The sequence below is a fragment of the Waltera acetigignens genome (assembly GCF_025567015.1).
Lineage (GTDB): Bacteria > Bacillota > Clostridia > Lachnospirales > Lachnospiraceae > Acetatifactor > Acetatifactor acetigignens.
The window spans coordinates 73,564-100,197 of sequence record NZ_JAOQJO010000006.1 but is presented as its reverse complement, the minus strand read 5'-3'; the positions used below and the strand labels follow the sequence as shown (position 1 = coordinate 100,197).

General features: G+C 46.3%; 25 protein-coding genes. 20 read left to right on the top strand and 5 right to left on the bottom strand.

Annotated elements, in window-relative coordinates; genetic code table 11:
- Positions 1-69: 69 nt before the first annotated feature.
- The 5 genes from OCV96_RS07710 (at position 70) to OCV96_RS07690 (ending at position 5,592) form a co-directional block, all read left to right on the top strand.
- A complete protein-coding gene (locus OCV96_RS07710; protein ID WP_227733278.1) occupies positions 70-297 on the top strand; it encodes a purine biosynthesis protein PurH in 228 nt (75 codons plus the stop codon).
- 92 nt (positions 298-389) lie between these two features.
- Positions 390-1,415, top strand: coding sequence for a glycoside hydrolase family 2 protein (locus OCV96_RS07705; protein ID WP_262594102.1), 1,026 nt, complete (start codon positions 390-392; stop codon positions 1,413-1,415).
- A 287-nt stretch (positions 1,416-1,702) separates the two neighbouring features.
- A complete protein-coding gene (locus tag OCV96_RS07700; RefSeq protein WP_262594100.1) occupies positions 1,703-2,806 on the top strand; it encodes an ABC transporter ATP-binding protein in 1,104 nt (367 codons plus the stop codon).
- Positions 2,790-4,928 carry an ABC transporter permease gene (locus OCV96_RS07695; protein ID WP_262594099.1) on the top strand — a complete coding sequence of 713 codons (2,139 nt, stop codon included), beginning with the start codon at positions 2,790-2,792 and terminating at the stop codon, positions 4,926-4,928. The genes OCV96_RS07700 and OCV96_RS07695 overlap by 17 nt, the downstream gene beginning before the upstream one ends.
- 22 nt (positions 4,929-4,950) lie before the next feature.
- Positions 4,951-5,592, top strand: a complete 642-nt coding sequence (locus tag OCV96_RS07690) for a DUF4340 domain-containing protein (protein WP_262594098.1) — start codon at positions 4,951-4,953, stop codon at positions 5,590-5,592.
- Here OCV96_RS07690 and OCV96_RS07685 read toward each other — a convergent pair.
- A complete protein-coding gene (locus tag OCV96_RS07685) occupies positions 5,589-6,527 on the bottom strand; it encodes an ion transporter (RefSeq protein ID WP_262594097.1) in 939 nt (312 codons plus the stop codon). The two genes, OCV96_RS07690 and OCV96_RS07685, sit on opposite strands and share 4 nt — an antisense overlap.
- A 167-nt stretch (positions 6,528-6,694) precedes the next feature.
- On the opposite strand from OCV96_RS07685, the gene OCV96_RS07680 reads away from it, so the two are divergent.
- The gene (locus OCV96_RS07680) at positions 6,695-7,546 is read left to right on the top strand and encodes a DUF11 domain-containing protein (protein WP_022154064.1); all 852 of its coding nucleotides are present in this window, start codon (positions 6,695-6,697) and stop codon (positions 7,544-7,546) included.
- A gap of 162 nt (positions 7,547-7,708) precedes the next feature.
- On the opposite strand, the gene OCV96_RS07675 is transcribed toward OCV96_RS07680, so the two are convergent.
- Both OCV96_RS07675 and OCV96_RS07670 read right to left on the bottom strand, forming a co-directional pair.
- Positions 7,709-8,251, bottom strand: a complete 543-nt coding sequence (locus OCV96_RS07675; protein WP_022154063.1) for an NADH peroxidase — start codon at positions 8,249-8,251, stop codon at positions 7,709-7,711.
- 111 nt (positions 8,252-8,362) lie between these two features.
- Positions 8,363-8,758: a Fur family transcriptional regulator gene (locus OCV96_RS07670; RefSeq protein WP_119623285.1), complete on the bottom strand. Its 396-nt coding sequence runs from the start codon at positions 8,756-8,758 to the stop codon at positions 8,363-8,365.
- Between the two features lie 275 nt (positions 8,759-9,033).
- On the opposite strand from OCV96_RS07670, the gene OCV96_RS07665 reads away from it, so the two are divergent.
- The 4 genes from OCV96_RS07665 (at position 9,034) to OCV96_RS07650 (ending at position 13,465) form a co-directional block, all read left to right on the top strand.
- Entirely contained in the window at positions 9,034-10,521 is a 1,488-nt protein-coding gene (locus tag OCV96_RS07665; protein WP_262594096.1) for a sensor histidine kinase, read from the top strand.
- Between the two features lie 83 nt (positions 10,522-10,604).
- The gene (locus OCV96_RS07660) at positions 10,605-11,297 is read left to right on the top strand and encodes a response regulator transcription factor (protein ID WP_022154060.1); all 693 of its coding nucleotides are present in this window, start codon (positions 10,605-10,607) and stop codon (positions 11,295-11,297) included.
- Between the two features lie 124 nt (positions 11,298-11,421).
- Positions 11,422-12,783 carry a TrkH family potassium uptake protein gene (locus OCV96_RS07655; RefSeq protein ID WP_118539038.1) on the top strand — a complete coding sequence of 454 codons (1,362 nt, stop codon included), beginning with the start codon at positions 11,422-11,424 and terminating at the stop codon, positions 12,781-12,783.
- Positions 12,784-12,814: 31 nt separating this feature from the next.
- Entirely contained in the window at positions 12,815-13,465 is a 651-nt protein-coding gene (locus OCV96_RS07650) for a potassium channel family protein (protein ID WP_022154058.1), read from the top strand.
- 116 nt (positions 13,466-13,581) lie between these two features.
- On the opposite strand, the gene OCV96_RS07645 is transcribed toward OCV96_RS07650, so the two are convergent.
- Positions 13,582-14,859, bottom strand: a complete 1,278-nt coding sequence (locus OCV96_RS07645; protein ID WP_227733285.1) for a dicarboxylate/amino acid:cation symporter — start codon at positions 14,857-14,859, stop codon at positions 13,582-13,584.
- A complete protein-coding gene (locus tag OCV96_RS07640) occupies positions 14,859-15,707 on the bottom strand; it encodes an SDR family oxidoreductase (RefSeq protein WP_227063762.1) in 849 nt (282 codons plus the stop codon). The genes OCV96_RS07645 and OCV96_RS07640 overlap by 1 nt, the downstream gene beginning before the upstream one ends.
- A gap of 190 nt (positions 15,708-15,897) precedes the next feature.
- Between OCV96_RS07640 and OCV96_RS07635 the strand changes: the two genes are divergently transcribed.
- From OCV96_RS07635 to OCV96_RS07590, 10 genes are all read left to right on the top strand, one after another.
- Entirely contained in the window at positions 15,898-16,233 is a 336-nt protein-coding gene (locus OCV96_RS07635; RefSeq protein ID WP_227063764.1) for a PadR family transcriptional regulator, read from the top strand.
- A 2-nt stretch (positions 16,234-16,235) separates the two neighbouring features.
- On the top strand, positions 16,236-17,183 hold the full coding sequence (locus tag OCV96_RS07630; protein WP_227733286.1) for a permease prefix domain 1-containing protein: 948 nt from the start codon (positions 16,236-16,238) through the stop codon (positions 17,181-17,183).
- Positions 17,095-17,637 (top strand): hypothetical protein, encoded by a 543-nt coding sequence (locus tag OCV96_RS07625; protein ID WP_227063769.1) that lies wholly within the window; start codon positions 17,095-17,097, stop codon positions 17,635-17,637. Before OCV96_RS07630 ends, OCV96_RS07625 begins: the two co-directional genes overlap by 89 nt.
- Positions 17,638-17,830: 193 nt before the next feature.
- Entirely contained in the window at positions 17,831-19,348 is a 1,518-nt protein-coding gene (locus OCV96_RS07620) for a sugar ABC transporter ATP-binding protein (RefSeq protein WP_227063771.1), read from the top strand.
- Positions 19,349-19,380: 32 nt separating this feature from the next.
- Positions 19,381-20,394, top strand: a complete 1,014-nt coding sequence (locus OCV96_RS07615; protein ID WP_227063772.1) for an ABC transporter permease — start codon at positions 19,381-19,383, stop codon at positions 20,392-20,394.
- 56 nt (positions 20,395-20,450) lie between these two features.
- Entirely contained in the window at positions 20,451-21,443 is a 993-nt protein-coding gene (locus OCV96_RS07610) for an ABC transporter substrate-binding protein (protein ID WP_330672186.1), read from the top strand.
- Positions 21,444-21,585: 142 nt separating this feature from the next.
- Complete coding sequence (locus OCV96_RS07605; RefSeq protein ID WP_227063775.1) at positions 21,586-23,160, top strand: response regulator transcription factor; 1,575 nt, start codon at positions 21,586-21,588, stop codon at positions 23,158-23,160.
- 11 nt (positions 23,161-23,171) lie between these two features.
- Complete coding sequence (locus tag OCV96_RS07600; protein ID WP_227063777.1) at positions 23,172-24,236, top strand: sensor histidine kinase; 1,065 nt, start codon at positions 23,172-23,174, stop codon at positions 24,234-24,236.
- The gene (locus OCV96_RS07595; RefSeq protein WP_227733287.1) at positions 24,233-25,738 is read left to right on the top strand and encodes a sugar ABC transporter ATP-binding protein; all 1,506 of its coding nucleotides are present in this window, start codon (positions 24,233-24,235) and stop codon (positions 25,736-25,738) included. The genes OCV96_RS07600 and OCV96_RS07595 overlap by 4 nt, the downstream gene beginning before the upstream one ends.
- Before the next feature lie 19 nt (positions 25,739-25,757).
- Positions 25,758-26,633: an ROK family protein gene (locus OCV96_RS07590; protein ID WP_227063783.1), complete on the top strand. Its 876-nt coding sequence runs from the start codon at positions 25,758-25,760 to the stop codon at positions 26,631-26,633.
- Position 26,634: the final 1 nt, after the last annotated feature.

Below are 26,634 nucleotides of genomic sequence, written 5' to 3'. Positions count from 1 at the left end.
GAAAAACTTGCACCCGGCAGATTGCTGTGATACATTGGCTGTAAAAGAAATACAAGAGAGGAAAAGAAAATGGCAGGATATCTGATTAAGGATACCACAAAAGAAGAGCGGGAGCAGATCGTTGCGGAGTCTCTGGGATATATGGAAGCCAACTGTGATGGCTGTACTTCGGGACTGGCGGAAATGTATCAGGCATACATCGACGGGAAGAAGGAGCTTCGGGACATCAACATGGAATTTCATGCAGGTTATGTATCCGGAGAGGAAGTGCCCGGCCGCAGGTCTTGTCCCATGTAATAATAGTGTGCGGGAAAGATGGATTTCCGGCATAAATAAAATGTTATCTGCAAAAACTCTTAGTAACAGAATGCGAAAGGCAGGAAAGAGAAATGCAGATGAGAGACGATCTTGGAATTACAACAAAACTGGAAAATGGCAAGGCTTATCTGGAATTTGCCCTGCCGGAAAAGATAGGGCGTTTGCTGTCCGCTTTACAGATTGAGATCTGGGAAGGTGCGGAGGGCGAACGCCTTGTTTTTCATGGGGAATACTCATTAGAAGAAGCGGATTCCATGACGGCGTTGCTGTTGCGGCCGCATCTCTGGGACGGCATGCGGGATCCCTATGTCTATCTGGTGAAGGCACAGGGAAGGTTCGGAACCGTGGAGTATGGAGAAAATATGGGGGGTACAAAGAACGAGGAAGAATCAGATCATGCTGAGGATATAACCGGGGAAGTGGAAATGTATTGGCGGCAGGAACTGACCATTTATGACGTGCGTGTCGTAGAAAAAAAGGGAATCTTTCTCAATGAAAAAGAGTTTTTGCCACATGAAGTAGTCTACCGGCTTCCCCCGCAGATCAGTGATGCCGGGACGAGGGTGGAGCAGGTACGAAGAGATCTGGAACGGCTGGTTCGGATGGGGGTAAATGTGATCCGGCTGGAAGGAACCGGGACCGGGGCAGAGGGGGTGAACTGCTCCGAAGTGAGAACGTTTTACAGCCTGTGCAGAAAGCGTGGATTCCTCACTGGGGACCTGTGGATAAGACCGGAAAATCTTCCGGTATATCGTGGATTATCCGGAGAAACGGCAGAAGATGCACTTCTTTCGGCGAATGGCAGAACGCTGATGGAGCGGTATTACTATTATCAGGCGAAGTGGAGCAGCGAACCGGTGCTCTATCCGGCACTTTCCACCCTGCATCGTCAGAAGAACGGACTGGTCTCCCTGACAATTTACAGCAATCAGAAAAAAGTGGTGCTCTATGTGGAGGGGATACTTTTCTTATTCCAGTCGGCCGCATCCGGTGATCCGGAATTCATTTTTGAAGATATTCCTGTGGCGAAGCTGCCGCTGCATCTGGCGGCGGAGGCAGGAAATTTAAGCATTTCGCTGACCGTGACGAAGCTTTAAGAGTTGGGGCTTCACAGATTTTTCACAAATGTTTCACCTTTTCATGACATTTGAGACATATACTGATACAAGGGTGTAAAGGTTAACCGCTGTTCATGCTTGCATGATAAAGCGGTTGAATTTTACACCCGTAAAACATGAGGAAGTAGCGATTTGCGTAGCAAATCAGCGGATTCCGAATGTTTTTAGAATTGCGGGAGCAGCTTGCTGCGAAGCAATTCGGGGTATCAGTTCTGGGTACCCATAGGTATCAGGTGGGGGTATCACACCATATCCGGGAGGCAAATATGATAGAAGTAAGCAATCTTACAAAAAAATATGGTGACCATATTGCCGTAGATCATCTCTCTTTCCGTGTGGAAAAGGGACAGATTTACGGCTTTCTTGGTCCAAACGGCGCAGGTAAATCCACGACCATGAACATCATCACGGGTTATCTGGCAGCCACGGAGGGTACTGTGACGATCGATGGCAAAGATGTCCAAAAAGATCCGGAGGAGGCAAAGCGTGCCATCGGTTATCTGCCGGAGCTTCCGCCGCTGTATGTTGACATGACTGTCAGAGAATACCTGGATTTCGTGGCAGAACTGAAAAAAGTGCCGAAAAAAGAGCGGAAGCAGCAGATTGATGAGGTCATGGAAATGACACAGATCACCGATATGCAGCAGCGTCTGATCAGGAATCTGTCAAAAGGTTACAGGCAGAGAGTCGGACTGGCGCAGGCAATCCTTGGCTACCCTGAGGTTATCATTCTGGATGAGCCCACGGTAGGTCTGGATCCGAAACAGATCATCGAGATCCGTGATCTGATCCGCAAGCTGGGGGAGAATCATACCGTGATCCTCAGCTCCCATATTCTGTCGGAGGTCAGTGCGGTCTGCGACCATATTATGATTATAGCCCACGGTAAGTTGGTAGCCAGTGATTCTCCGGAGAATCTGCAGAAGCTTATGAGTGGTTCCATGGAACTGGATCTGGAAGTAAAGGGAAGCATCGCTGCGGTGAAGAGTGCATTGCAGGAGATCTCACAGATCGACCGGATCGAAGAGAACACGGAGGCATCCAAAAATATTGCAAAGCTGAAAGTGATCTCCAAAGAGAATGCAGATATCAGAGAGCAGGTATTCTATGCACTGGCAGATGCAAAGCTGCCTATTTTAGAGATGACCCATGCGGAGAAGTCTCTGGAAGACATCTTCCTGGAACTGACCGAGGATGTAGCACCCACACAGCCGGAGAAGCACAAACTATTCTCAAAAAGAAAAAGGCTGGAAATGTCAGATGTTGCCGCACAGCAGACAGAAGCTTCGGAAGAGGAAGCACAGCCCGAAGAAGAGAAAAAAGAAACTGTAACTACAAAGGAGGCGGAATCATATGCTAGCCATTTATAAGAGAGAATTGAAATCCTATTTCCGTTCCTTTATCGGATTTTTATTTATTGCAGTCACCCTGTTTTTCCTGGGACTGTATTTCAGCGTTTATAACCTGATGAACGGATATCCTTATTTTGCGTATGTGGTATCCAGCGTTACCTTTTTATTCATGCTGACCGTGCCGATCCTGACCATGCGTATCCTGGCGGAGGAAAAGCGGAGCAAGACGGATCAGCTGATCCTGACGGCACCGGTGTCCGTAGGCGGCATCGTTATGGGAAAATTTCTGGCGCTGTTAACTATATTTGCCATTCCCGTAGCGATCATCTGCTTTTACCCGCTGATCATGGCGCAGTACGGCAGTGTTCCCATGGGAGAGGCCTATCTGTCGATCCTGGCATATTTCCTCTTCGGGATGACCGCCATTGCCATCGGTCTGTTCCTGTCTTCCGTGACAGAGAGCCAAGTCATCGCAGCAGTACTTACTTTTTTAGTATTGTTCCTGGGATATATGATGGATTCTATCTGTTCCATTATTTCCAGCACCGGCAATCTGTTGACAAAGCTGCTGCGTTGCTTTGACCTTTACACACCATTTTCCAACCTGTTAAATGGCACACTGGATGTATCTTCTATCGTATATTATGTATCCGTTACGGCACTGGTTCTGTTCCTGACGGTACAGTCCATTCAGAAACGCCGTTACAGCATGTCCGTGAAGAACTTAAGCTTCAGTGCTTACAGTACCGGTATGATCGCTGTAGCTGTAGCGCTGGTAGTAGTCGTTAATATTATCATGGGCGAGATGCCTTCCAGCTGGACAGCAATCGACATGACCAGCCAGAAGCTGTATTCCCTGACAGATCAGACCGTCGACTATGTGAAAAATATGCAGGATGATGTGACAATCTATGTGTTGGTAAATCAGGACAATCAGGATACCACACTGGGGCAGACTTTGCAGAGATACGATGATCTGTCGGATCATATCACCGTGGAATATGTGGATCCCACCGTTAACCCGATGTTCTATGCCCAGTACACCACCGGCAACATTAGCACGAACAGCCTGATCGTGGTCAGTGACAAGCGCAGCAAGGTCATTGATTACAACGATGTCTATGAGTCTTCCTATGATTTTGACTATTCGACCTACAGTTATAACACCACGACCACCGGTTATGATGGCGAAGGACAGATCACCAGTGCGCTGGATTATGTGTTAAATGATGATATGCCCAAGGTATATATGACAACAGGACATAATGAACTGAGTTTAAGCAACACTTTTACATCCGCACTAAACAAGGAAAATGTGGATTATGAGACCGTGAATCTGATGGATCTGGATGCTATCCCCGACGATGCGGCCTGTCTGTTCATTAACGGTGCCACCAGTGATTTTTCATCCGATGATAAGGATAAGGTGATCGACTATCTGAACAACGGTGGAAAAGTCATCCTGGTAACCGGCTATACCGATGAGGAGACACCGAATATTGATGCTATTTTAAGCTATATGAATCTGAGCATTGCCAAAGGACTGGTGGTGGAGAACGATTCCAACGGCTACTACAGAAGCCCTTATTATATCCTGCCCACCCAGAGCTCTGACAGTTATACTTCCGGTACTTACGGAAAATACCTGTTCCTGCCGTACTCTCAGGGAATTATTGTTCCGGAGGAAGAGAGCAGCGACGAGACAGTCACCGGCGATATTACTTATGATGTGTTCTTAAGTACCTCCGACAGTTCTTTTGCAAAACAGGATGTGAGCAATGCGCAGGACTTCTCGCAGGGTGAAAATGATGTAAATGGTCCCTTCGCACTGGGGGTGGAAGCAGTAAAGACACTGGATGATGGAGATGCGACACTGGTCGTGTACGGTTGTGAGCAGCTGTTCACGGATGATGCAGATTCTGTCGTCAGTGGTGCGAACCTGACCCTGTTCACCAATACATTCAGTGGAATGGCAGATCATGAGACCTCAGTATCCATTCCGGTAAAAAGTTATGAGGTCTCTAATCTGGTAGTGGATTCCGCACAGATTCTGCTGCTGGGGCTGCTGGTTACCGTGATACTGCCTGTCGGCTGTGTGATCGCAGGATTCGTGATCTGGTTCCGCAGACGGAAGAAATAATTGAAAGGCGTGAGATATAGATATGAAAAAGAAACAAAGACAGATGATCGGAATGCTGCTGGCACTGGTGGTTCTGGCGGCAGCATTCCTGGGCATCCGACAGTATAATAAAAATGCATCGTCTGCGACTTCCACCACCGAGGATACACAGGAGACGGTGCTGGATGTGAACTCCGATGATATTACCAGCTTCAGTTATGTATATGAGGGAGAGACCTATGCCTTTGAAAAAAAGGATGAAACATGGTACTATACGGACGATCATTCCCTTAATCTGAACCAGGAGCGTATCAAGGCTATGATCCTGAAGGTGGCACCGTTAAAGGCAGATCAGGTGATTGAAAATGTGACGGATATGTCACAGTACGGACTGGCAGATCCGGAGCGTACCATTCAGTACGAGACTGCAGATCGCAGCGTGATCATTAATGTCGGTAATCTGAATTCCATGACCAGCCAGTATTACATTGCATTTCCCTCTGAAATGAAAGTGTATGTCGTGGCCACCAACGTGGTCACCGGATTCAACTATACACTGGATGATCTGGTGGAAGAGATTACCGAAGAAACAGAAAGTATCGAAGCGACAGAAACTGCAGAAACAGAAACCACGGAAGCTGTGGAGACTGTGGAAACGGAAACTGCAGCGACGGGGGCAAATTAGGAATTCTCCCCACGAATGACAATGATGTCATTTAGCTTTAATATTGTATCTTTTTGAGGCAGAATGGACAGATCCTCCCGCAGAATGAGGAAGATCGTGACCTGTTCTGCCTCTTCCATTTCTTCCACGGATTTGCCGGCGAAACGTTTATCTACGAATATCTCGGCGATCTCATGAATATCTGCTTCTTTAATATTAGAGAGACTGCTTTTGCGCTGGTACTGTTCCACAAAGCCGGCACTGATGATACCGGTGGGGATAGCCACGGCACCGACACCGAGATAGGCAATACAGATCGCCATGATCCGGCCAAGCGTGGTGATGGGATAGATGTCACCGTAGCCCACGGTGAGCAGCGTTGACATGCTCCACCAGATGCCGCTGAAGGCATTGCGGAATACTTCCGGCTGGGAATCATGCTCCACGCTGTACATGCACAGACTGCTGGCGAGCATCAGGATCAGTACGATGAACACGGAGGAAATGATCTGATTACGTTTTTCATACAATACCGTAGTGATGACATTGAAGGAATCATACCGGGCATTCAGGCGGAACAGATGGAAGATCCTTGCCACCCGCAGCATCCGGAAGATGACCATACCGGACAGGAAGAAAAAGGGTAAAATTGTCAACAGGTCGATAATGCCGTCGAAGGAGATCAGAAACCGCAGCCGGGAGCGGAACTCGTTTTTATCAGGATATAGATAGTCCGCAGTCCAGATCCGCAGGATATATTCTACACAGAAGATCAGAATAGTGAGAACCTCGACCACATGAAATACCGGAAATAAAAAAGCAAGCTCATCAAAGGTTTGCAGAAAAGTCACCAGAATATTTGCACAGATAACGATAGCAATAAAAATATCAAAGAGCCGGCTCAGACGGTTACTTTTGTCACCGATCTGGATGATGTTAAATACTTTTTTCTTCATGTTGAATCCTCATTGTTTTCCGGGGCAGCGCAAGTGAATGCTTGTGATTCCATCATACGGAGGTGGAAGAGGAAAGTCAAGAAATGCGGTGACAGAATCCGTCAACTTTCTTAAAAACAGTCATATATTATAGTAAATCCAAATACAATGAAAGGATACAAAAATATATGGCTAGATTTACAAATCAGGCACAGCTTCGCTATGGAAATGAGATTACAAACTCCAATATAGCAGTGGGTGAGATCACGGAGGTATTGTCTGCAACCAAGACAGCAGTGCGGGATACCTACGGGCAGAATGAAAATGTGACGTATGTGATCAGCATTGTGAACTCAGGCACTACAGCATTTAACGGAATTACAGTAACGGATAATCTGGGAGAGTATTTGTTTAATACCAGAGAACTGACACCTCTGACGTATATTCCGGGGACTGTAAAATACTATGCAAACGGAATTTTACAGGCAACACCGGCTGTAACGGCAGGCCCTCCTCTGACAATCACGGGAATTACCGTGCCTGCGGGAGGTAATGTGACACTTACCTATGAGGCTGAGGTGAACTCTTATGCACCGCTGGCAGCAGAGGCTTCCATTACGAATACGGCGACGATTGCCGGGGCAGGGGTCACTCCTGTTACTGTGAACGAGACAGTAAATGCGGTAAGCGGACCGCTTCTTACGATCACAAAGTCCGTCAGTCCCGTACCCGTGACAGAGAATGGAACATTGACGTATACGTTCCTGATACAGAATCTGGGGAATACGGCAGCAGATGCAGCTACCGGTGTCGTGATCACGGATACCTTTAATCCCGTATTGGAGAATCTGACTGTGAATTTTAATGGAACTGCATGGGCAGAGGGAACAAACTATACGTATGATACGACTACCGGATTATTTACCGGAACTGCAGGAGGTATTACCGTACCCGCAGCAACTTACACCCAGGATCCCGTTACGGGAGCGTGGGGGATCAACCCCGGCGTCAGCACGCTGGTGATCTCCGGAACCGTATAAGGGCTGTCGCGTTCCTAAGGCTGGCGCCATGCAACCCATTCGCAGTCACTGCGTGACTTGCTCATGGACGGCTGTCGCCGTATAATAAAAAAGAATACTCCACACCTTTATGAGCAAGCTCCTACGGTGCAGAGTATTCTTTTTTATTGCATGGCTTGTAGCTTAGCCAAAGTATCTCTTTAACAGACCCTCAAATGCCTTGCCATGTCGAGCCTCATCACGAGCCATCTCATGAACGGTGTCATGGATAGCATCCAGGTTCAGAGCCTTGGCTCTCTTAGCCAGATCAAATTTACCTGCGGTAGCGCCGTTCTCGGCATCTACTCTCATCTCCAGATTCTTCTTGGTGGAATCGGTTACGACTTCACCTAACAGCTCAGCGAATTTTGCAGCGTGCTCAGCTTCTTCGTAAGCAGCCTTCTCCCAGTACAGACCGATCTCGGGATAACCTTCTCTGTGAGCAACTCTTGCCATTGCCAGATACATACCAACCTCAGAGCATTCACCCTGGAAGTTCGCACGCAGATCAGCAATGATATCCTCGGGAGCACCCTTTGCTACACCTACTACATGCTCAGCAGCCCAGGTCTTGCCTTCCTCCTGCTTGGTGAACTTGGAAGCGGGAGCGTGACAGATGGGGCACTCTGCGGGAGCCGCATCACCTTCATAAACATAACCACATACCTGACATACATACTTTGCCATAATTTTTTCTCCTTTTCTCTAATGAAATGTTTTGTTTTTAGTTTTCTCTTTTTGCGTGTGCTTTATAAGCACAAATATATTATGGAACGAAGCCAGTTTTCATTTAGAAAACTAGGACTCCGTAGCAACCCTGGTGCAGGCGGGACAAGAGCCGTAGAAATAAGTGACATGTCCCCGGATCCGGCCGTCAAATCTCTCTCCGGCGGCCTCCATGATGGAATCAATACTATCCATGTCCAGATCAATAACGCTTCCGCATTCCGTACACACGAAATGATAATGTTCGGAAGTATCGGCATCAAAATGGTCAACACCGTCACCGACCCGGAGTCGTAAGATCTCTCCCATGTCTGACAAAAGTGTCAAATTACGGTAGACGGTACCGAGACTTAAGTTCGGATCCTGCTGCTTCAGATTAGAATAGATCACATCAGCGGTAGGATGATCCTTGCGTCCCATGAGAAAGGATTTGATCATTTCCCGTTGTCTGCTTCGTTTCAGTGCCATGATAAGCTCCTTTCTCGATAATAGTAATGATTACTGTTTCTTATAAGCTTATTATACATGATGCGAGAATAATGTCAACAGAAAAATGAAAAAATTTTGTTTATATTTTTTTAATGATATTCTTGCTTCCTTTATACACAGGAGGTGGGAATCATGCTATAATGAGCGAAAGTAAAGTATAAATTAACATGCGCAAACTTGTGTTACACAGTGTACAGAAATATACAGCACTAAAGTCACGGAAAGTTTGCAGGTTGCTGAAAGGCAAGAGTAATATGAAATTTAAAACCAGACTTCGTGTAACATTTATAAGTATTATATTACTTCCGTTGTTGCTGACGATCATGGCGTTCGTGATGATTGCTATTTACCTGATGAATTTTTCTCAGGGTCTCAGTCTGACGGATATTGATTATTCCATGATGTCGGAGAATTTCAGGGAATTCACCAATACCACGGATCAGGCGTATTATGTGCTGCTGGACCAGGTGAAGGAAGACAGCAGCAGGCTGGAAGATAAAGAATATCTGGATCATATCAATGAGGAGGTATCGCGGAAGTCTACTTACATTATTGTAAGAAAAGGTGATAAGCTGTATTATGCCGGCAATGAAGAAGCCGCACAGCAGATTTTTGAAAAACTGCCTGCCTATGGTGACGAGAATCTGTCGGATGACAGTGGATATTTCTACAATGAACTGGAGAAGTATGTAAAACAGATTGATTTCACTTTCCGGGATGGAACACCGGGCAGCGTATTTATCGTCACGAAGGTCAATTCGCTGATCTCGAGACATCTGCTGATCGACATGTTCGTGGCTATTATTGTGATCCTGATCTTCACCAGCCTGATGCTGACCCAGTGGATCCATAAGGGCGTATTTGAACCCATCAATGAATTGAACGTGGCAATGCGCAAGATAAAGGAAGGCAACTTTGATTATGTTCTGGAGACAGATGCCAAGGGTGAGATCGGTGATCTCTACCGCAATTATGAGGACATGCGTTTACGGCTGAAGGAATCCACGGAAGAGAACACCCAGCATGAGAAGCAGAACAAAGAGCTGGTCAGCAATATTTCCCATGATCTGAAGACCCCTATCACAGCCATTAAGGGTTATGTGGAAGGAATCATGGACGGTGTGGCAGATACGCCGGAGAAGATGGATAAATACATCAAGACCATCTACAATAAAGCCATTGATATGGATCGTCTGATCAACGAGCTGACCACTTATTCCGGAATTGATAATAACCGGATCCCGTACAATTTCCACCGGATCAACGTGGCGGATTATTTCGGCGACTGTGTGGAAGAAGTCGGACTGGATCTGGAGCAGCGGGGTATCAAGCTGAACTATTCGAATCTGGTATCTCCTGACACAGTAGTCATCGCGGATCCGGAGCAGATGAAGAAGGTCATCAATAATATTATCAGTAACAGCGTAAAATATATGGACAAACCCAATGGGCACATTGATATCCGTATTCTCGACGAAGTGGATGCTATCCGGGTAGAGATCGAGGACAACGGCAAGGGAATCGCGCAGAAGGATCTGCAGAAGATCTTTGAGCGGTTCTACCGCACGGATGCTTCCCGCAATTCCGCCCAGGGCGGCAGCGGCATCGGACTTTCTATTGTGAAGAAGATCATCGAGGATCACGGCGGCTATGTATGGGCAACAGCCAAAGAGGGTGAAGGCACCTGTATGCATTTTGTCCTGAGAAAATACATTGAACTGCAGCCGGGTGGAACCAAGTAATGAATAAGGAATCAATAAGGAATAAAACAGAAATAGCATGATAACCGATGATGCAAGGACATTCTGTAAATGGAGGATAAATAATGAGTAAGATTTTAATTATTGAAGATGAAGTAGCAATTGCAGATCTTGAGAAGGATTATTTGGAGCTCAGTGATTTCAAGGTAGATATCTGCAATACCGGAGATGAGGGACTGAAGACCGCACTGGCAGGCGATTATGATCTGATCATTTTGGATCTTATGCTGCCCGGCATGGACGGCTTCGAGGTATGTAAGAAGATCCGCGAGGAGAAAAATATTCCCATTCTCATGGTATCTGCGAAGAAGGACGACATTGATAAGATCCGCGGCTTAGGGTTGGGTGCGGATGACTATATGACCAAACCTTTCAGCCCCAGTGAACTGGTAGCCCGTGTGAAGGCGCACATGGCCCGTTATGAGAGACTGGTGGGAACCAACCAGAAGCAGCAGAATGATATCGTGGAGATCCGTGGTATCCGTATTGATAAGACTGCCAGACGTGTCTATGTGGACGGGGTGGAGAAGACGTTTACGACCAAAGAGTTTGATCTGCTGACGTTCCTGGCGGAGCATCCGAACCATGTATTTACCAAAGAAGAATTGTTCCGTGAGATCTGGGATATGGATTCTATCGGTGATATTGCCACTGTTACCGTGCACATCAAGAAGATCCGTGAAAAGATTGAAAAAGATACTGCAAAGCCTCAATATATCGAGACCATCTGGGGTGTTGGATATCGCTTTAAGGTATAAGGGAAGAAAAATAAGATCAGAAGAAAACTCCTATGATGGATACAGCAACAAACTGTCTCCAATAGGAGTTTTTTATCTAAAAGTGTGTTATAATCGATAAAGCGTCGGCGGAATGGAGTGTGTTATGAACAGTAAAAAAATAATACAGTTGTCTACGACACAGAAGATCATGCTTAGCTTTCTGTGTGCCATATTAGTGGGTAGCTTCCTACTGGCATTACCCATCAGTTCAGCTACCGGAGAAGCGGTTCCTTATATAGATGCTTTATTTACGGCTACCACATCCATATGTGTGACCGGTCTGGTGACGGTTCCCACATATTCCACCTGGAGCGTCTGGGGACAGATCGTGATCCTGTTTCTGATCCAGTTGGGAGGTCTGGGAGTCATTACGGTCATGTACGGTGTGATGATGGGACTGCACAGACGACTGGGACTGGGTAACCGGTGGATGCTGCAGGATGTATTTAATCTGAATAATATCTCCGGAATCGTGAAATTCCTCCGCAAGGTTCTCATAGGTACTCTGGTGGTGGAGGGATGCGGAGCTCTTTTGTACATGACAGTATTTGTGCCGGGATACGGACTCAGAGGCATATGGATTTCGATTTTTAATGCCGTATCTGCCTTCTGCAACGCTGGAATGGATATTATGGCGGAAGACAGTCTGTGCGGCTATGTATTTCAGCCCATGGTCAATCTGGTCACGATGCTGTTGATCATATTGGGAGGTTTGGGCTATATCGTCTGGTGGGATGTACTGCGGGTTTTGAAAAATATCCGGAGCCAGAAGCTGAAATGTTTCCGACTGCTGACACTGCACAGTAAAATAGCACTCACGGTGACAGGAATACTTATTGTAGTGGGAGCGGCGGCATTTTATATTTTTGAATACAATAATCCTCTGACGATGCAGGATTACACGGTGCCGCAACGGATCTGGGCATCCCTGTTCCAGGCAGTAACTACGCGAACCGCAGGTTTTGCCACAATTCCACAAGAGGATCTGACCAATACCTCTGCGATCATTTCGGTGCTTTTGATGCTGATCGGCGGCTCTCCGGTGGGAACCGCAGGAGGAATGAAGACAGTTACGATCGCAGTGCTGCTGGTATCTATGTTTGCCACTATAGGTAATAAGGAGGATGCGGAGCTTTTTGGGAGAAATATTCCGAAGCAGGCGGTGAATAAATCGGTAGCGGTTGTAGGTATGTTTTTTATCATTGCGTCGTTGTCCACAATTCTTTTATCTGCAGTGACAGATGCGGATGTGATAGATATTGTGTATGAAACAGTGAGTGCCACAGCTACTGTGGGATTAAGCAGGAACCTGACTTCCATGCTGAATCTTTGGGGAAAACTGATTATTATCGTGACCATGTATCTGGGAAGAGTCGGCCCCATATCTCTGGTAGTGGCATTCAGCACGCAGAAAAAGAACAAAAATATTGTGAAGAACCCGACAGAAGAGATCAGCGTCGGATAAAGCAGATCGAAGCAACAGGAAGGAAGAGACTATGGGAATCAATCAGACCTATGCAGTATTTGGACTTGGAAGATATGGAAGAAGTGTGGCGAAGGAGTTGGCAGAGAACGGCGCAGAGGTGGTGGCGGTAGACAATAGAGAGGCAGTTGTCAATGCGGCAATCTCAGAGATTCCATACTGTAAATGTGCAGATGTTACAGATCCGGAAGCGTTGAGACAGATCGGTATTGCGAATATTGATGTGGTCATTGTGACCATGGCAAATCATCTGGAAGCCAGTGTTATGGCAACCATGCTGTGTAAAGAACTGGGCGTAAAGACCGTTATCGCCAAATGCGCCACTGAGATAAACTGCAAGATCCTTACGAAAGTAGGAGCAGACCGTGTAGTATTCCCCGAGAGTGAGTCAGGGATCCACCTGGCCAAAAATCTGTTAAGCTCCGGTTTCATGGACATTATCGAATTGTCCCAGGATGTGTCTATGGTGGAAATGGAAGTCAAACAGCAGTGGATCGGGAAGAACCTGATCGAGCTGAATCTGCGGAAAAAATATTCCATTAACGTGGTGGCGATCATCGAAGGAAAAAATGTAAATACCAATATCGATCCGGAAGAACCTCTGACACAGGATATGCGGCTGATCGTTATTGCCAACCGGGCAAAACTCAATAAACTGAAATAGAATAGCTGCGAGCTATAAAAAAGTGAAACTTCTGACGGTGCACTTGAGCACAAGACAGAATGTTTCACTCTTTTTTTTATACGGTGACAGCCATCTGGAAAGCTGTAAACAGGTGATCAGTTATCTGCCCGGAAAGTATTCTCGTTAAAGGCACCCTGCTGCTTAGCCACGATAGTGGTACATACGGCATCACCGGTGATATTGACAGCGGTACGCAGCATATCCAGGATACGGTCGATACCCATGATCAGTGCAATGCCTTCGGTAGGCAGTCCCACGGAGGTCAGTACCATGGACAGGGTGACCAGACCGACACTGGGGACACCGGCAGTGCCGATGGAAGCGATCGTCGCGGTGGCAATGACGGTAGCAATGGCAGCCGGGGTCAGAGGAATACCGTAAGCCTGTGCTATGAAAACAACTGCTACGCCCTGCATAATGGAAGTACCGTCCATGTTAATGGTGGCACCCAGAGGAATCGTAAAGGACGAAATCTGTTTGGAGACACCGATTTTTTTATACAGAGTGTCGATAGACAGAGGGATCGTCGCATTACTGGTGGAAGTGGAGAAGGCAAAGGTCATAACCGGGAAGAACTTTTTAATGAACTTAAAAGGATTCAAGCGGGTGAACACAAACAGCATGACCTGATATACCACGAAACACTGTACTGCCAGCGCCAGAATGACACTTCCCATATATTTCAGCATAGGCACAAAAGCGTCGAAGCCGATGCCTGCGAAGGTCTTCGCAATCAGGCAGAAGACACCGACAGGGGCAGCTTTCATGACTGCAATCGTCATTTCCATCATAATGTCATTGAACTGACTGAAAAAGTTCGCCACAGTGGAGACCCGGTTGCCCATGGCAGCCAGAAGAATGCCAACAAATAAAGCAAAGAAGATGATTGGCAGCATATCTCCGGCGGACAGAGAGGTAAAAATATTTTTCGGAATAATATTCAACAACGTCTCCGCAAAATCTACCTGGGTGGTTGCGACTTCGGTGGCATCCTCCGGCAACGCAATATTTAAACCGACGCCGGGATTGATCAGACTGGCAATACCCAGTGCCACGCAGATCGCCAAGGCAGTGGTGCACAGATAGAACAGGATCGTTTTCACACCCACAGTTCCCAACGTTTTCGTATCACCGATGGCCATTGCGCCGCAGACCAGGGAGCAGAATACCAGAGGGACCACCAGCATCTGCATCAGGCGGATAAAACCATTTCCCAGTACATAGAGAATACCGTTGATCAGAATCGTATCTCTGAAGTACCCTTCCGGCATATAATAATGGATCAGTACACCACATACCGCACCGGTTAACAGGGCGATAAAGATTTTGGTGGACAGACCGAGTTTTTTCTTTTCTTTTTTGTGTTTTTCCACTATTCCAGTCCTCCGGTTTCTTTCATGTAGGAAGCCAGTGTCTCTCTCCAGCCACTGGGTTCTTCGATGCCGGTGAGACGCAGCATCATATTATCCAGTACGGAATATTTCTCCGGGGTGCCGTCTTTTACTGTGACGGTAAGCCGGTCCTCTTTTCCGGCAAGACGCAGGATCTCTTTCGCAAATTCCAGGCGTGTGCAGGAACCGCCACTGCATACGGCGTGATAGATGCCGTAATGATCGTTGTCGATGAAGAATTTCACCACCCGGGCAAGCTCTGCGGCGGAGGTAGGTACCGCACGGTCGTTATTTAGCAGTTCCATAGTAGATACCTGGGAGTCCGCGGCAGCTTCCAGTACTTCATTCAAAAAGTCTTTGCCGATGCCGTAGATCCAGGAACTGCGGATAATGACATAGCGGGTCATCAGTTGGATGACGAATTTCTCTCCGGCATATTTGGATTTCGCAAACAAGCCCACAGGATTTACATCATCGAACTCATTATAGGGTGTGTCGGATGCGCTGGAAAATACATCATCCGTAGAGATCTGGATGAGTTTTGCCTGAATGCTTTCCGCAGACTGCGCCAGATTCCTTGCACCTACGGCATTGACCTTGTAAGCCATATCCGTCTCCGACTGCGCTGCACCGGCGGAAGGATGATATCCTGCACAGTTGATGACGACATCGGGACGATTCCGGTGCATGAACAGGGAAACTGCATGTTCATCCGTGATATCCAGCTCATCCTTGTCGGTCTCGTATAATTCATATTCCATCATGTCTAACAACCTGATCAACGCCTGCCCCATGTGACCGAGGGAACCGACGATCCATATTTTTTTCATTGTATACCTCCTTTATTTTATATAATGTTGGGTTTTGTAGAAATGATCAAGAAAATATCTGGGAACAGTATAGCATACGATACCGTGCGAAAGAAAGCACAAAAGAGAAGTGAGAATAATTTCCTTGGCATATATAGACTGACGATATATATTGTGTGTAGAAAGCCCATATAGAGAGGAGCGTATACATATGGCAATCGATAGGAATCTGGTACAGGGAAGTATGGCAATGATGATCCTGCGTCTATTGGAGACCAAGGACATGTATGGCTATGAGATGATTGAGGCACTGCGAGAGAGATCTAACAATGTCTTCGAACTAAAGGCCGGGACACTGTATCCTCTGCTGCACTCGCTGGAGAGCCGTGGAGATGTGGTGTCTTACGAGGACAATACTTCCGGCAAGACGAGAAAATACTACCAGCTGACTCCTGCAGGAAAAAAGCATGCGGAAGAAAAGAAGAAGGAATGGCAGGAATACCAGACTGCAGTTTCCGGAGTGTTGAGTCTTCAGAGAGGGTGCTGATTATGGGAAAGGAAGAAAAAAGGGTAGTGCTGGCAGCGCATGAGGAGGCAGAACAACCGGCGGCGGAAGAGAATACGGATTGGCGGAATGCCGGAAGCATCCGGGATTATCTGGATGCCATAGGAGAACAGATCGAGAATCCCCATGCCAGATGCGCAATCCGCAGGGAGATTGGCAATCACATTGAGGAACAGACGGAGGACTACCACCGGGAGGGAATGACACCCCTGGCAGCCGCACAGGAAGCGGTACGCCAGATGGGGGATCCGCTGCAGACCGGCAGGGAATTGAACCGGATCCACAGGCCGAAGTTTCCGACAGTGTTGTTTGGCATCACGGTGATACTGACACTGGTGGGAATTGTCATGCAGGGAATCTTGTTTTCCCATATGGAGACGGTGGGAGCGGAAAATTATCTGCGTAATACGATCCTGTATAACGGAATCGGACTGTTGCTGATTCTCGGACTTCTCTATGGAAACTATATGAAATTGGTACGTTTCAGCTATGGGCTGACGGCGCTTTTTATAGCTGCAGGGCTGGCAGGCAGTATGCTGGGGACACATATGTGGAGTGGCAGTTATCATGACAGATACGAAGCTGTCTATCTGCTGTGGATGTTTCTTCCGGTTCTGTATGCCTTGCTTTTGTATCGCATGCGAACCTTAAGCTGGAAGGTAATCCTGATTCTGGATGCGGTGTATCTGGCAGCGGTGCTGCTGTTATCGCAGGATATTACCTGCTCTGCCGGTATGATGGAAGCTTTCTTGTTATCTATCGTAATTTTGTTCCTTGCCATCAAACGGGGCATTCTGCCGGGAAAAAAGAGATTACTCTATTTGGCGGCGGATGGTTTACCGGATGGGAAAAGGGGAGACCGGTTATATTGCCAGCAATATTCAGCAGGAACAGCATGGCTTTTCATTGTTGGGTGGGGGAAAGATCAGTGAGGCATTACTTTTTACCTCAGATCAAAATAACGGGACATGGTCCCTGTCACAGGAGAGCTGTACAACCTACATTATTCACAGCATTTTCCTGTGGTTTGGTATCATTGTGGGAGTATTGGTGATCGTGGCACTGTTTGCTTTTGCGCTTTATGCACTCCGTGTCGCTCTGCGTCAGAGTAATCGTGCGGCATTGCTGTTGGGCAGTGTGTGCAGTCTGAGCATCATGCTTCGGATCGTCAATGCGGTTCTGGTGAATTTTGGATTTGGCATTTACTACACCATATCCATTCCATTTCTGGCTTATGGGCTGGGGAACTGTCTGGCCAATTCCCTGATGGTGGGAGTGATTTTATGTGTCTTTCGTAACAGCAATGTCATGATGGAAGAGCTGGAAAGAAAAACTGGTATACAAACTGCCGATATAAAAAGAAGAGAAACAAAAACAGAATCGTAAACTTGTATAGGTACAAAGGTGTAATTTAGAATTTCATATTCATAGTGCATAAAAAACCCCCTTCAATAAGAAAGATAGTCCCCTTATCTTTGAAGGGGGCTTTTGCTATACTGTTAACATAAAGTTAAGGGGAACGCAAAAAACAGCTAAAATTAGCCTATTTATTAATGGAAGGGAAGGACGAAGAGAAGGTATGAGTGAAAAAGAAGTCATAGTATCCATGAAGGATATATGCAAAAGCTTCCCGGGAGTAAAAGCACTGGATCATGTACAGTTTGAATTGCGATCCGGAGAAGTCATGGCCCTGTTGGGAGAGAATGGCGCCGGCAAGAGTACGCTGATGAAGATTCTGAGCGGTGTGTATACCAGAGACAGTGGAAGCCTGGAAATCTTTGGCAAGGAGTATGGGGATCTGACACCGAAACAGGCACAGGAAGCCGGAGTTGCTATTATCCATCAGGAACTGAATATGTGTAAGCACCTGTCCGTAGCAGAGAACATGTTCTTAGGCAGGGAGAAGACAAAAGGTATTGTATTGGCAAACGGTGATATGGAAGCGGAAGCCTCCCGGATATTAAATGATCTGAAAATCGATATTGACCCGAAGCAGGTCGTGGGAGAACTGCCGGTATCCAAACAGCAGATGGTCGAAATTGCCAAAGCATTGTCGGTCAATGCGAGAATCCTGATCATGGATGAACCCACATCCGCACTGACAGCAAAGGAAATAGATGATCTGTTCCGCATTATTAAGGATCTGCGATCCAAGGGATGCGGTATTGTATACATATCCCACAGACTGGAAGAGCTTCAGCATATTGTAGACCGTGTGACCATCATGAGAGACGGACAGTATATTACTTCCATGAATTTCAAAGATACCACGATGGACCAGATTATAGCCAATATGGTAGGACGAGAGATCAAGGAACAGTTCCCGAGAGAGTCGTGTAAAAAAGGGGAAAAGATTCTGGAAGTCAAGGGATTAAACGCAGGTCGCATGGTGCGGGATATCAATTTCGCATTGTATGAAGGCGAGATCGTGGGCTTTGCCGGACTGATGGGTGCTGGAAGAACAGAAACGACAAGAGCAATCTTCGGAGTGGATCCAAAGGACAGCGGAGAGATCATTCTGGAAGGGAAAACATTAAAAATTACAAATCCCAATGATGCAATCCGCGCAGGAATCGTACTGGCACCGGAAGACCGGAAAAAGGATGGATTGTGTACCAAATTGAGCATCCGGCACAATATTGCATTACCTAATCTGGATATTCTCTGCAACAAACTGGGAGTAGTCAGCAGCAAGAAGGAAGATCAGATGTGTGACGAGGCAGTAGAAAACCTGAAGATCAAAACACCGAACGTGGACATCAATGCCGGTAACTTATCTGGTGGTAATCAGCAAAAGGTAGTCGTAGGAAAATGGCTGGCACGGAATTCAAAAGTCGTTATCTTCGATGAACCCACCAGAGGAATCGACGTGGCAGCAAAGGTTGAAATCTATAACCTCATGAACGAACTGAAAAAACAGGGAATTGCCGTAATGTTCGTATCTTCGGAGATGCCGGAAGTCATGGGAATAGCCGATCGTATCATTGTAATGTGTGATGGAAGGATTACTGGGGAATTGGATGCCAGAAACACAACGCAGAATGAGATCCTGACCCTGGCAACCCAGTTCGAGAAGAAGATCGCAGCTAACGCTTAAATTATAACCATAAGAAAGGTGAAAATATCATTATGAAAAAGCAAAGTCCGTTGAAAAGAATTTTTGCGATCAGAGGAATGGGAGGAGCCCTTACCGCTTTTGCCGGTCTGATCATCATCTATATCGCTTTTGGTATTATAAATCCGGCCGTATTTTCCGGTCAGAATGTAATGAACCTGTTACGATCCATGTCAAAGTATCTGATCATTGGTATTGGTCAGAGTTATGTGCTGATCACCGGTAATATCGATCTGTCCATTGGATCTGTGGTAGGTATGAGTGCCATGATCGCAGCAACACTGATGACCATGGGTGTGAACCCTGTAGTAGCTATCCTGATTACTTTTGTATGTTGCATGATCATCGGGGTACTGAATGGTATTCTGGTAGGTAAGTGGAAACTGCCTCCCTTCATTGCTACTCTGGGAACCATGTTTGTAGCAAGAGGTGTTGCTTACATGGTAAACGGCAACCGTAATACGGATGCCATCGCATCCGGTGTCGGCAAAGATGCCGGAGAGACTTTCCAGAATGTTTTCTACTATGGTAAAACATTGGGCGTTTACAATACTTTCTGGATTGCAATTATTATCTTTATCGTATTCTTCTTTCTGCTGTCCAAAACACGTACCGGCAGACATATTTATGCCATCGGTTCCAATGTGGATGCAGCAAAGCTGTCCGGCGTCAGCGTAGTAAAGACCACCACCAAGACCTATCTGGTCAGTGCATTCTGTTCTTTTGTGGTAGGATTGATCCTCTGCGGTCAGGCCGGAATGGGTAACATGGAAGCCGGTAACATGTACGAGATGTATGCGGTAGCCGCAGGCGTTATCGGTGGTATTTCTCCTTTGGGAGGAACCGGATTGCTGTTGGGAACTCTGGCAGGTGCTTCCGTATGGCAGACACTGGAGAATGGCCTGAATATGATTGGCGCCCAGGTAGGTATCCAGAGACTGGTTATCGGTATCATCGTAGTGTTTGCAGTACTTCTGGATGTTGTTGTAAGGAATGGTGTATTTAAGAAGAAACCGGCTAAGAATTAGACATCAATTAAGATGCTAAGATAAATCAATGAACACTTTTAAGGAGGGTTTACAAAATGAAAAAGGTATTATCAGTAGCTTGTGCATTATGCATGACAACAGCAATGCTGACCGGATGTGGCAGCAGCAACAACGCAGGAACCGCAGCCACCGGTGAGGCACAGAACAGTGCGGCAGCATCCACCACCACAGAGCAGGCTTCAACTGCAACAGACGCAGGAACCACTCTGATCGCTCTGATCACCATGGATTCTCTGGATCAGCACTGGGTAACTCTGAATGAGGGCGCACAGAAGGCAGCAGCAGAGCTGGGTGTAACAGTTCAGTTTATGGCTCCCAATACCAAGGATGATGCTCAGCAGATCGAGTGTGTAAACAACGCAGTCAGTGCAGGTGCACAGGCTATCATCGTAGCAGCAAACGGTCCCGATGCGATTTCTTCCGCACTGAGAGAGGCATCAGATGCAGGCGTTAAGCTGATTTACGTAGATTCCCCTGCGAACGTATCCGCAGAAGCTACTTTCTCTACCGACAACAATGCTGCAGGTAAGACAGCAGGTGAAGAGATGAAGAAAGCATTGGCAGATGCAGGTGTCACCAGTGGTTCCATTGGTATCATCAATGTAAATGCAGCAACCGATTCCTGCGTTATGAGAGAAGAAGGTTTCCGTTCTGCATTTGAAGGAACTGATTTCGAACTTCTGGAGACTCAGTACGGCGAAGGCGATGCAGCAAAATCCCAAAGTATTGCAGAGAACTATATTACCCAGGGCGTTGTAGGTATCTTCGGATGTAACGAAGGTTCCACCACCGGCGCCGGTAACGCCATCAAGGCTTCCGGTAAGGATAACGTAATCGGTGTAGGCTTTGATAAGTCTGATGCTATCCTGGGTCTGATCGATGACGGATATCTGCTGTGTACCATGGCTCAGAATCCCGATGTTATGGGTTATGAAGGTGTAAAAGCAGCTGTAAAAGCCATCAATGGTGAAAGTCTCGGTGGTGCTGTAACCGATACAGGAGTATCTGTTCTGACCAAACAGCAGTAAGCAAAATCTTTTCTCTTCCATAAATATAAAAATTCAACAGGAATATCCGGAAATATGGGATATTCCTGTTGAATTGCATTTAAACGAGTGCTAAAATAAATCTATATTTATGGAAAAAAAGGCTAATAATGAGGATAAAATTATGTGGAAGGTAATGATCGTAGATGACGAGAAGCTGATCTGCAAGCTTGTCCAGGCATTGGTCGAGTGGGACAAACTGGGAATGCAGATGGCGGCACAGGCAGAAAATGCCATACAGGCACTGGATATGCTGCAGCAATATAGACCGGACATTCTGATCACGGATATTCGCATGCCGGGAATGGACGGGCTGGAGCTGATAAAAAATGCAAAAAAGATATGTCCGGAACTGGAAATCATCATTATCAGTGGATATGCACATTTCGAGTATGCACGAAATGCGCTTTCCCTTGGTGTGGGAAATTACCTTTTAAAACCTATTAAACAGGACGAATTGAACGAAACACTGCGAAAAATTGGTGAGCGGCTGGATGCAAAGAAATCTGCCCAGGGTATGGAAATGGCTGAGCGGAGAGTCAGTGAGAGCGATGTAAATCGCCTCAGATATGCGTTGCTGAAGGATCTTGTAGAAGATGCCTATAATCCAACCGCAGTGCAGCTGCAGGAGAACTATTATTTTAAGGCGGAAGCTGATTGTTATCAGGCCATAGTGGTGAAAGCAGGATATGATCCGGAACAAATGAGTAAGGCAGCACAGACTGTGATCTGTGAAAAAACGAAAGAGTTGTTCTATCATTGCCTGTCAAAAAACTGTAATGACTGCCTTTTTGATTATGTGAAAGATTCCGGGTATGGTATTCTTAATTTTATAAAAGAAGATACGGATAAAATAAGAACTTTGCTTTTGGAATTTTTGCGACAACTGGAAGCGAACCGTTCCATGTTGGGACCGGTAAGATTTTCACTTGCCATTGGCGGTGTGACAGTGGATGCGGAACAATTGACCGCATCCATAAGAAAAGCAGAGCTTGCGATTCGGGAGAGGATCGTGGAAGGCTGGGGAAGACTTCTGGAAGAAGTACCTCCGGCATCCGGATTACCAATGCAGGATATTCTGGATCGATATTGTAAAGAAATGGAACATGCCATAGAAGTTCTGGATCCGGCAGAAGCCAGCAAGTGCGGAGAAGAACTGAAAAATGCGGTGATGAGTGTACCGGATGTCAGAGGACGGGAAATTCAGGAAACGGTGCTGTCAGCAGGAAGATTTTTTATTGTGCGTGTAAGAGCTACATCTCCCACTATATTTGAAGAAAAGTGTATGCATTGTGGCTCTGCGGAAGAATTGTTTCATGAACTGTCAACGCTGCAGGAAGAACTGATGACAGAAGCTCTGGAAGCCAGACAGGGGGAGACTTCCCGGCCGATCCGCCAGGCAAAGCAGTATGTTCACAAACATTATGCGGAAAATATTACATTGGAAGAAGTATGTGACCATGTGGGTTTCAGTGTAGCATATTTTAGTGCCCTATTTAAGAAGGAAACAGGAGAAGGGTTTGCCAAATATCTGATGCGGGTAAGAATGGATGAGGCTAAAACGCTGTTGAGAGAAACAGGATTGTCTGTGACCGAGATCTGTGAGCGGGTAGGATATAATGACAGAAAGCATTTTACCCAGACTTTTCATAAGATTGCCGGCGTAAATCCGGCAGAGTACCGGAAGCTGTACGGTTGAGAGGAGAGCGTATGAAGCAGGGAAAAATGCATTATCTGAACTTTCGGACATTGTGTGCGTGGAGTTTTATGGTGTTGTTTCTGGCTGCGCTCTTGGGATATCTTATCTATGAAAAAATCAGGGGGAATGGGGCAGGCTGGTTCCCGGTGATCTTTGGAGGGTGCCTGTTGGTGCTTGGTATCTGCTATGCTGTAGTGGAGATATGGCTGCCTTACCGGCGTATCGAGAAGCGGATAGAATTATTTCTGGACGGTTATACCACCAGCAATCTGGTGGGAGAAGATGGGATCCACATTTCTCCGGAGCTGGAGAGTCTGGTCAGCAAAATGCAGTATCTGATGCAGTCACAGGAGATGCTGAACCTGAATAAGAGACAGGCACAGTATCTGGCATTACAAAATCAGATCAATCCCCACTTTTTATATAATACATTGGAGAGCATCCGTAGTGAGGCACTGATTGCAGGACTGGTAAGTGTCGCAGATATGACAGAGGCATTGGCCACTTTTTTCCGCTATACCATCAGCAAAGTAGAAAATCTGGTGTCAGTGGAAGAAGAATTGCAGAACTGTATGACTTATTTTAAAATTCAGCAGTATCGTTTCGGCGACAGACTGCAGCTTTCCGTTGAATGTGATCCCGAGGAAAAAGCAGCGATTTACAGCTGTCGTATCCCCAAACTGACCTTGCAGCCGATCCTGGAAAATAGTATCATTCATGGGACAGAGTGCAAACTGGGAACGGGACATATCCGGATCCTACTGGAAATGACGGAAAGTTGTCTGCTTCTGTGTATCTCGGATGACGGCAACGGCATGGAAGAACGCAAAGTAGCGGATATCAATGAAAGATTGCAAAAAAGCGGAGGTATTCTCGCAACGGGAGAATCCGAGACAAAAGGCGGGATCGCACTGGTAAATGTCAATAACCGTATCCATTTACTATTTGGAGAAGAATATGGAATTCATGTGTATTCTATGCCGGAGATTGGCACGGATGTGAAGATAAGAATTCCTGTAATCTACAGTGATCGTAATCTGATTCATATGGAAGAAAGGCAGGAAAACTACTGTTGATCAGGGAAGTGCTGCGCATGGAGAAGGTGACCTACAAGGAACAGGGAAGAATTCTCCTGGATAATTTTAATATAACGGTACGAAAGGGAGAGGTATTCGGTCTGATCCCGGTCAATCGTTATGGAATGGATGCTTTTCTCAAACTGTTGCAACAAAATATGCCGCTTCACTACGGATATGTATATTATCGTGAGCAATTGGTCAATCAGTGGCAGAGGTCGCATAACCGGACGAACAGGATCAGTATCATCCGCAACAAAAGCAGTCTGGCGGAGGATCTAACCGTGGTAGACAATATTTTTGTCCTGCGGAGAGGATTTCATAAGTATCTGATTCATCCGGGAATGTTGGAACGACTGCTGCAGCCTTTTCTGGATGAAATCGGGATCAATATCCCGGCGGGGGCTTATGTCAGCGAACTGACAATATTTCAAAAGTTTGTGACAGAAGTTTTGAAAGCGGTGGTGGCAGGAAGTCAGCTGATCGTATTGGAAAATGTCAGTACTTTTATTAGCGAGAGCGAACTGGAGGAATTGCACAGGATCATACGACTGTACGCAGAAAGAGGAATTTCTTTCATTTACATCACGGCTCATTTTGAAGAAGCAACCTATCTGTGTGATCGTATGGCATTAATGGTAAACGGGCAGATCATCAAAACGTTTCAGAGAGGTGATCCGATTCCTGATACATTTCCGCTACAGAGTGTGGAGGAATATGACAGGTGGGTGAGATCTCAACATAGACGACAGGAAGCAGATACAGACAGACAGACCGTATTGATCATGGATAAGATACAATATGGTAATCTGAAAGATATTACGATTCGGGTCGGGCAGGGAGAATGCGTTGTATTGCAGGATCTGGATAATCGTTGCATTGCTGATTTTGTGGAGCTGTTTCAAGGAGAGATTCCAGAGAAAGGAAGCTTTTATCTGACGAAAGGGACACAAAAAAGTGAGAAAAACAGAGATATTGCGGTAATCCAGGAGCTACCCACAGAGACTATGCTGTTTCCTCATATGAGTTATTTTGATAACCTATGTTTTACCATGGATCATCGAATCCGGGGTGTGTGGAATCAGTCTGGAATCCGGAGAAGTATCCAGGAGGAACAAAAAGATCTGTTGGGGGAGGACGTATTTGACACTCCGGTGTGGAACCTGACCAGGCAGCAGAAGTATGATCTGGTATATACGAGAATTCTGATGCAGCATCCGCAGGTCGTGTTGTGCGTACAGCCGTTTAAAAATGCGGAAGTGTCCGTGCGCAGTCATATCTGGGAGCTGATGGAACGGTTTTTGAAAAAAAATATTGCAGTGGTGATCCTGGCGGTGAATCTTGCCGATTCTCTGGCTCTGGCTGACCGTCTGATCCGGATACGGAATGGACAGATTCAGGAAATCTATGATCAAAAGGATTTCTCCAGATTGCCAGAGCATACACCCTGGCTGCATTTATATCAGAAAACCTATGGGAATAGATCGGAAGATAAAAAATAAAAAGAAAGAAGGAATCACTATGAAATTGGGAGCATTAGAAGCGGGCGGAACAAAAATGGTCTGTGCCATCGGAGATGAAACAGGAAAGATCTATGAGCAGGTATCTATAGCTACAACGACGCCGGAAGAGACCATTCCGAAATTGATCGCATATTTTCAGGACAAGCAGATAGACGCATTGGGAATTGCAAGTTTTGGACCGGTGGAACTGGATCCAGCATCGGAAAAATATGGATATATTACTACCACATCTAAACTTGCATGGACAAACTTTGATTTTTTGGGAAGCATGAAAGCAGCGTTAAAATGTCCTATGGGATTTGATACCGATGTAAATGGTTCAGTACTGGGTGAGGTTACTTTCGGGCAGGCAAAAGGGAAACATTGCGTCATGTATTTGACCGTGGGAACCGGAATCGGAGCAGGCGTGTATATTGACGGGAAGCTGCTGCACGGTATGCTTCATCCTGAGGCAGGACATATCCTCATCACAAAACGGGATACAGACCATTATGAAGGAAAATGCCCCTATCACAAGGATCATTGTCTGGAAGGAATGGCGGCTGGTCCTGCCATAGAAGCCAGATGGGGCAAAAAAGCAGTGGAACTGGCAGATTGTCCGGAAGTATGGGATCTGGAGGCAGACTACCTTGCGCAGGCATTGACAAATTATGTGATGGTACTTTCTCCGGAAATGATCATTCTCGGAGGCGGTGTCATGCATCAGGAGCAACTATTCCCATTAATACGCAAAAAGCTGATTACCTATATCAATGGCTATGTGATAACAGAAGAACTGGAGGATCCGGAGCATTATGTAGTACCTGCGTCACTGCATGATGATCAGGGCATCATGGGATGCCTGGAACTGGCGAGAAGAGCATTGGAGGGATAAT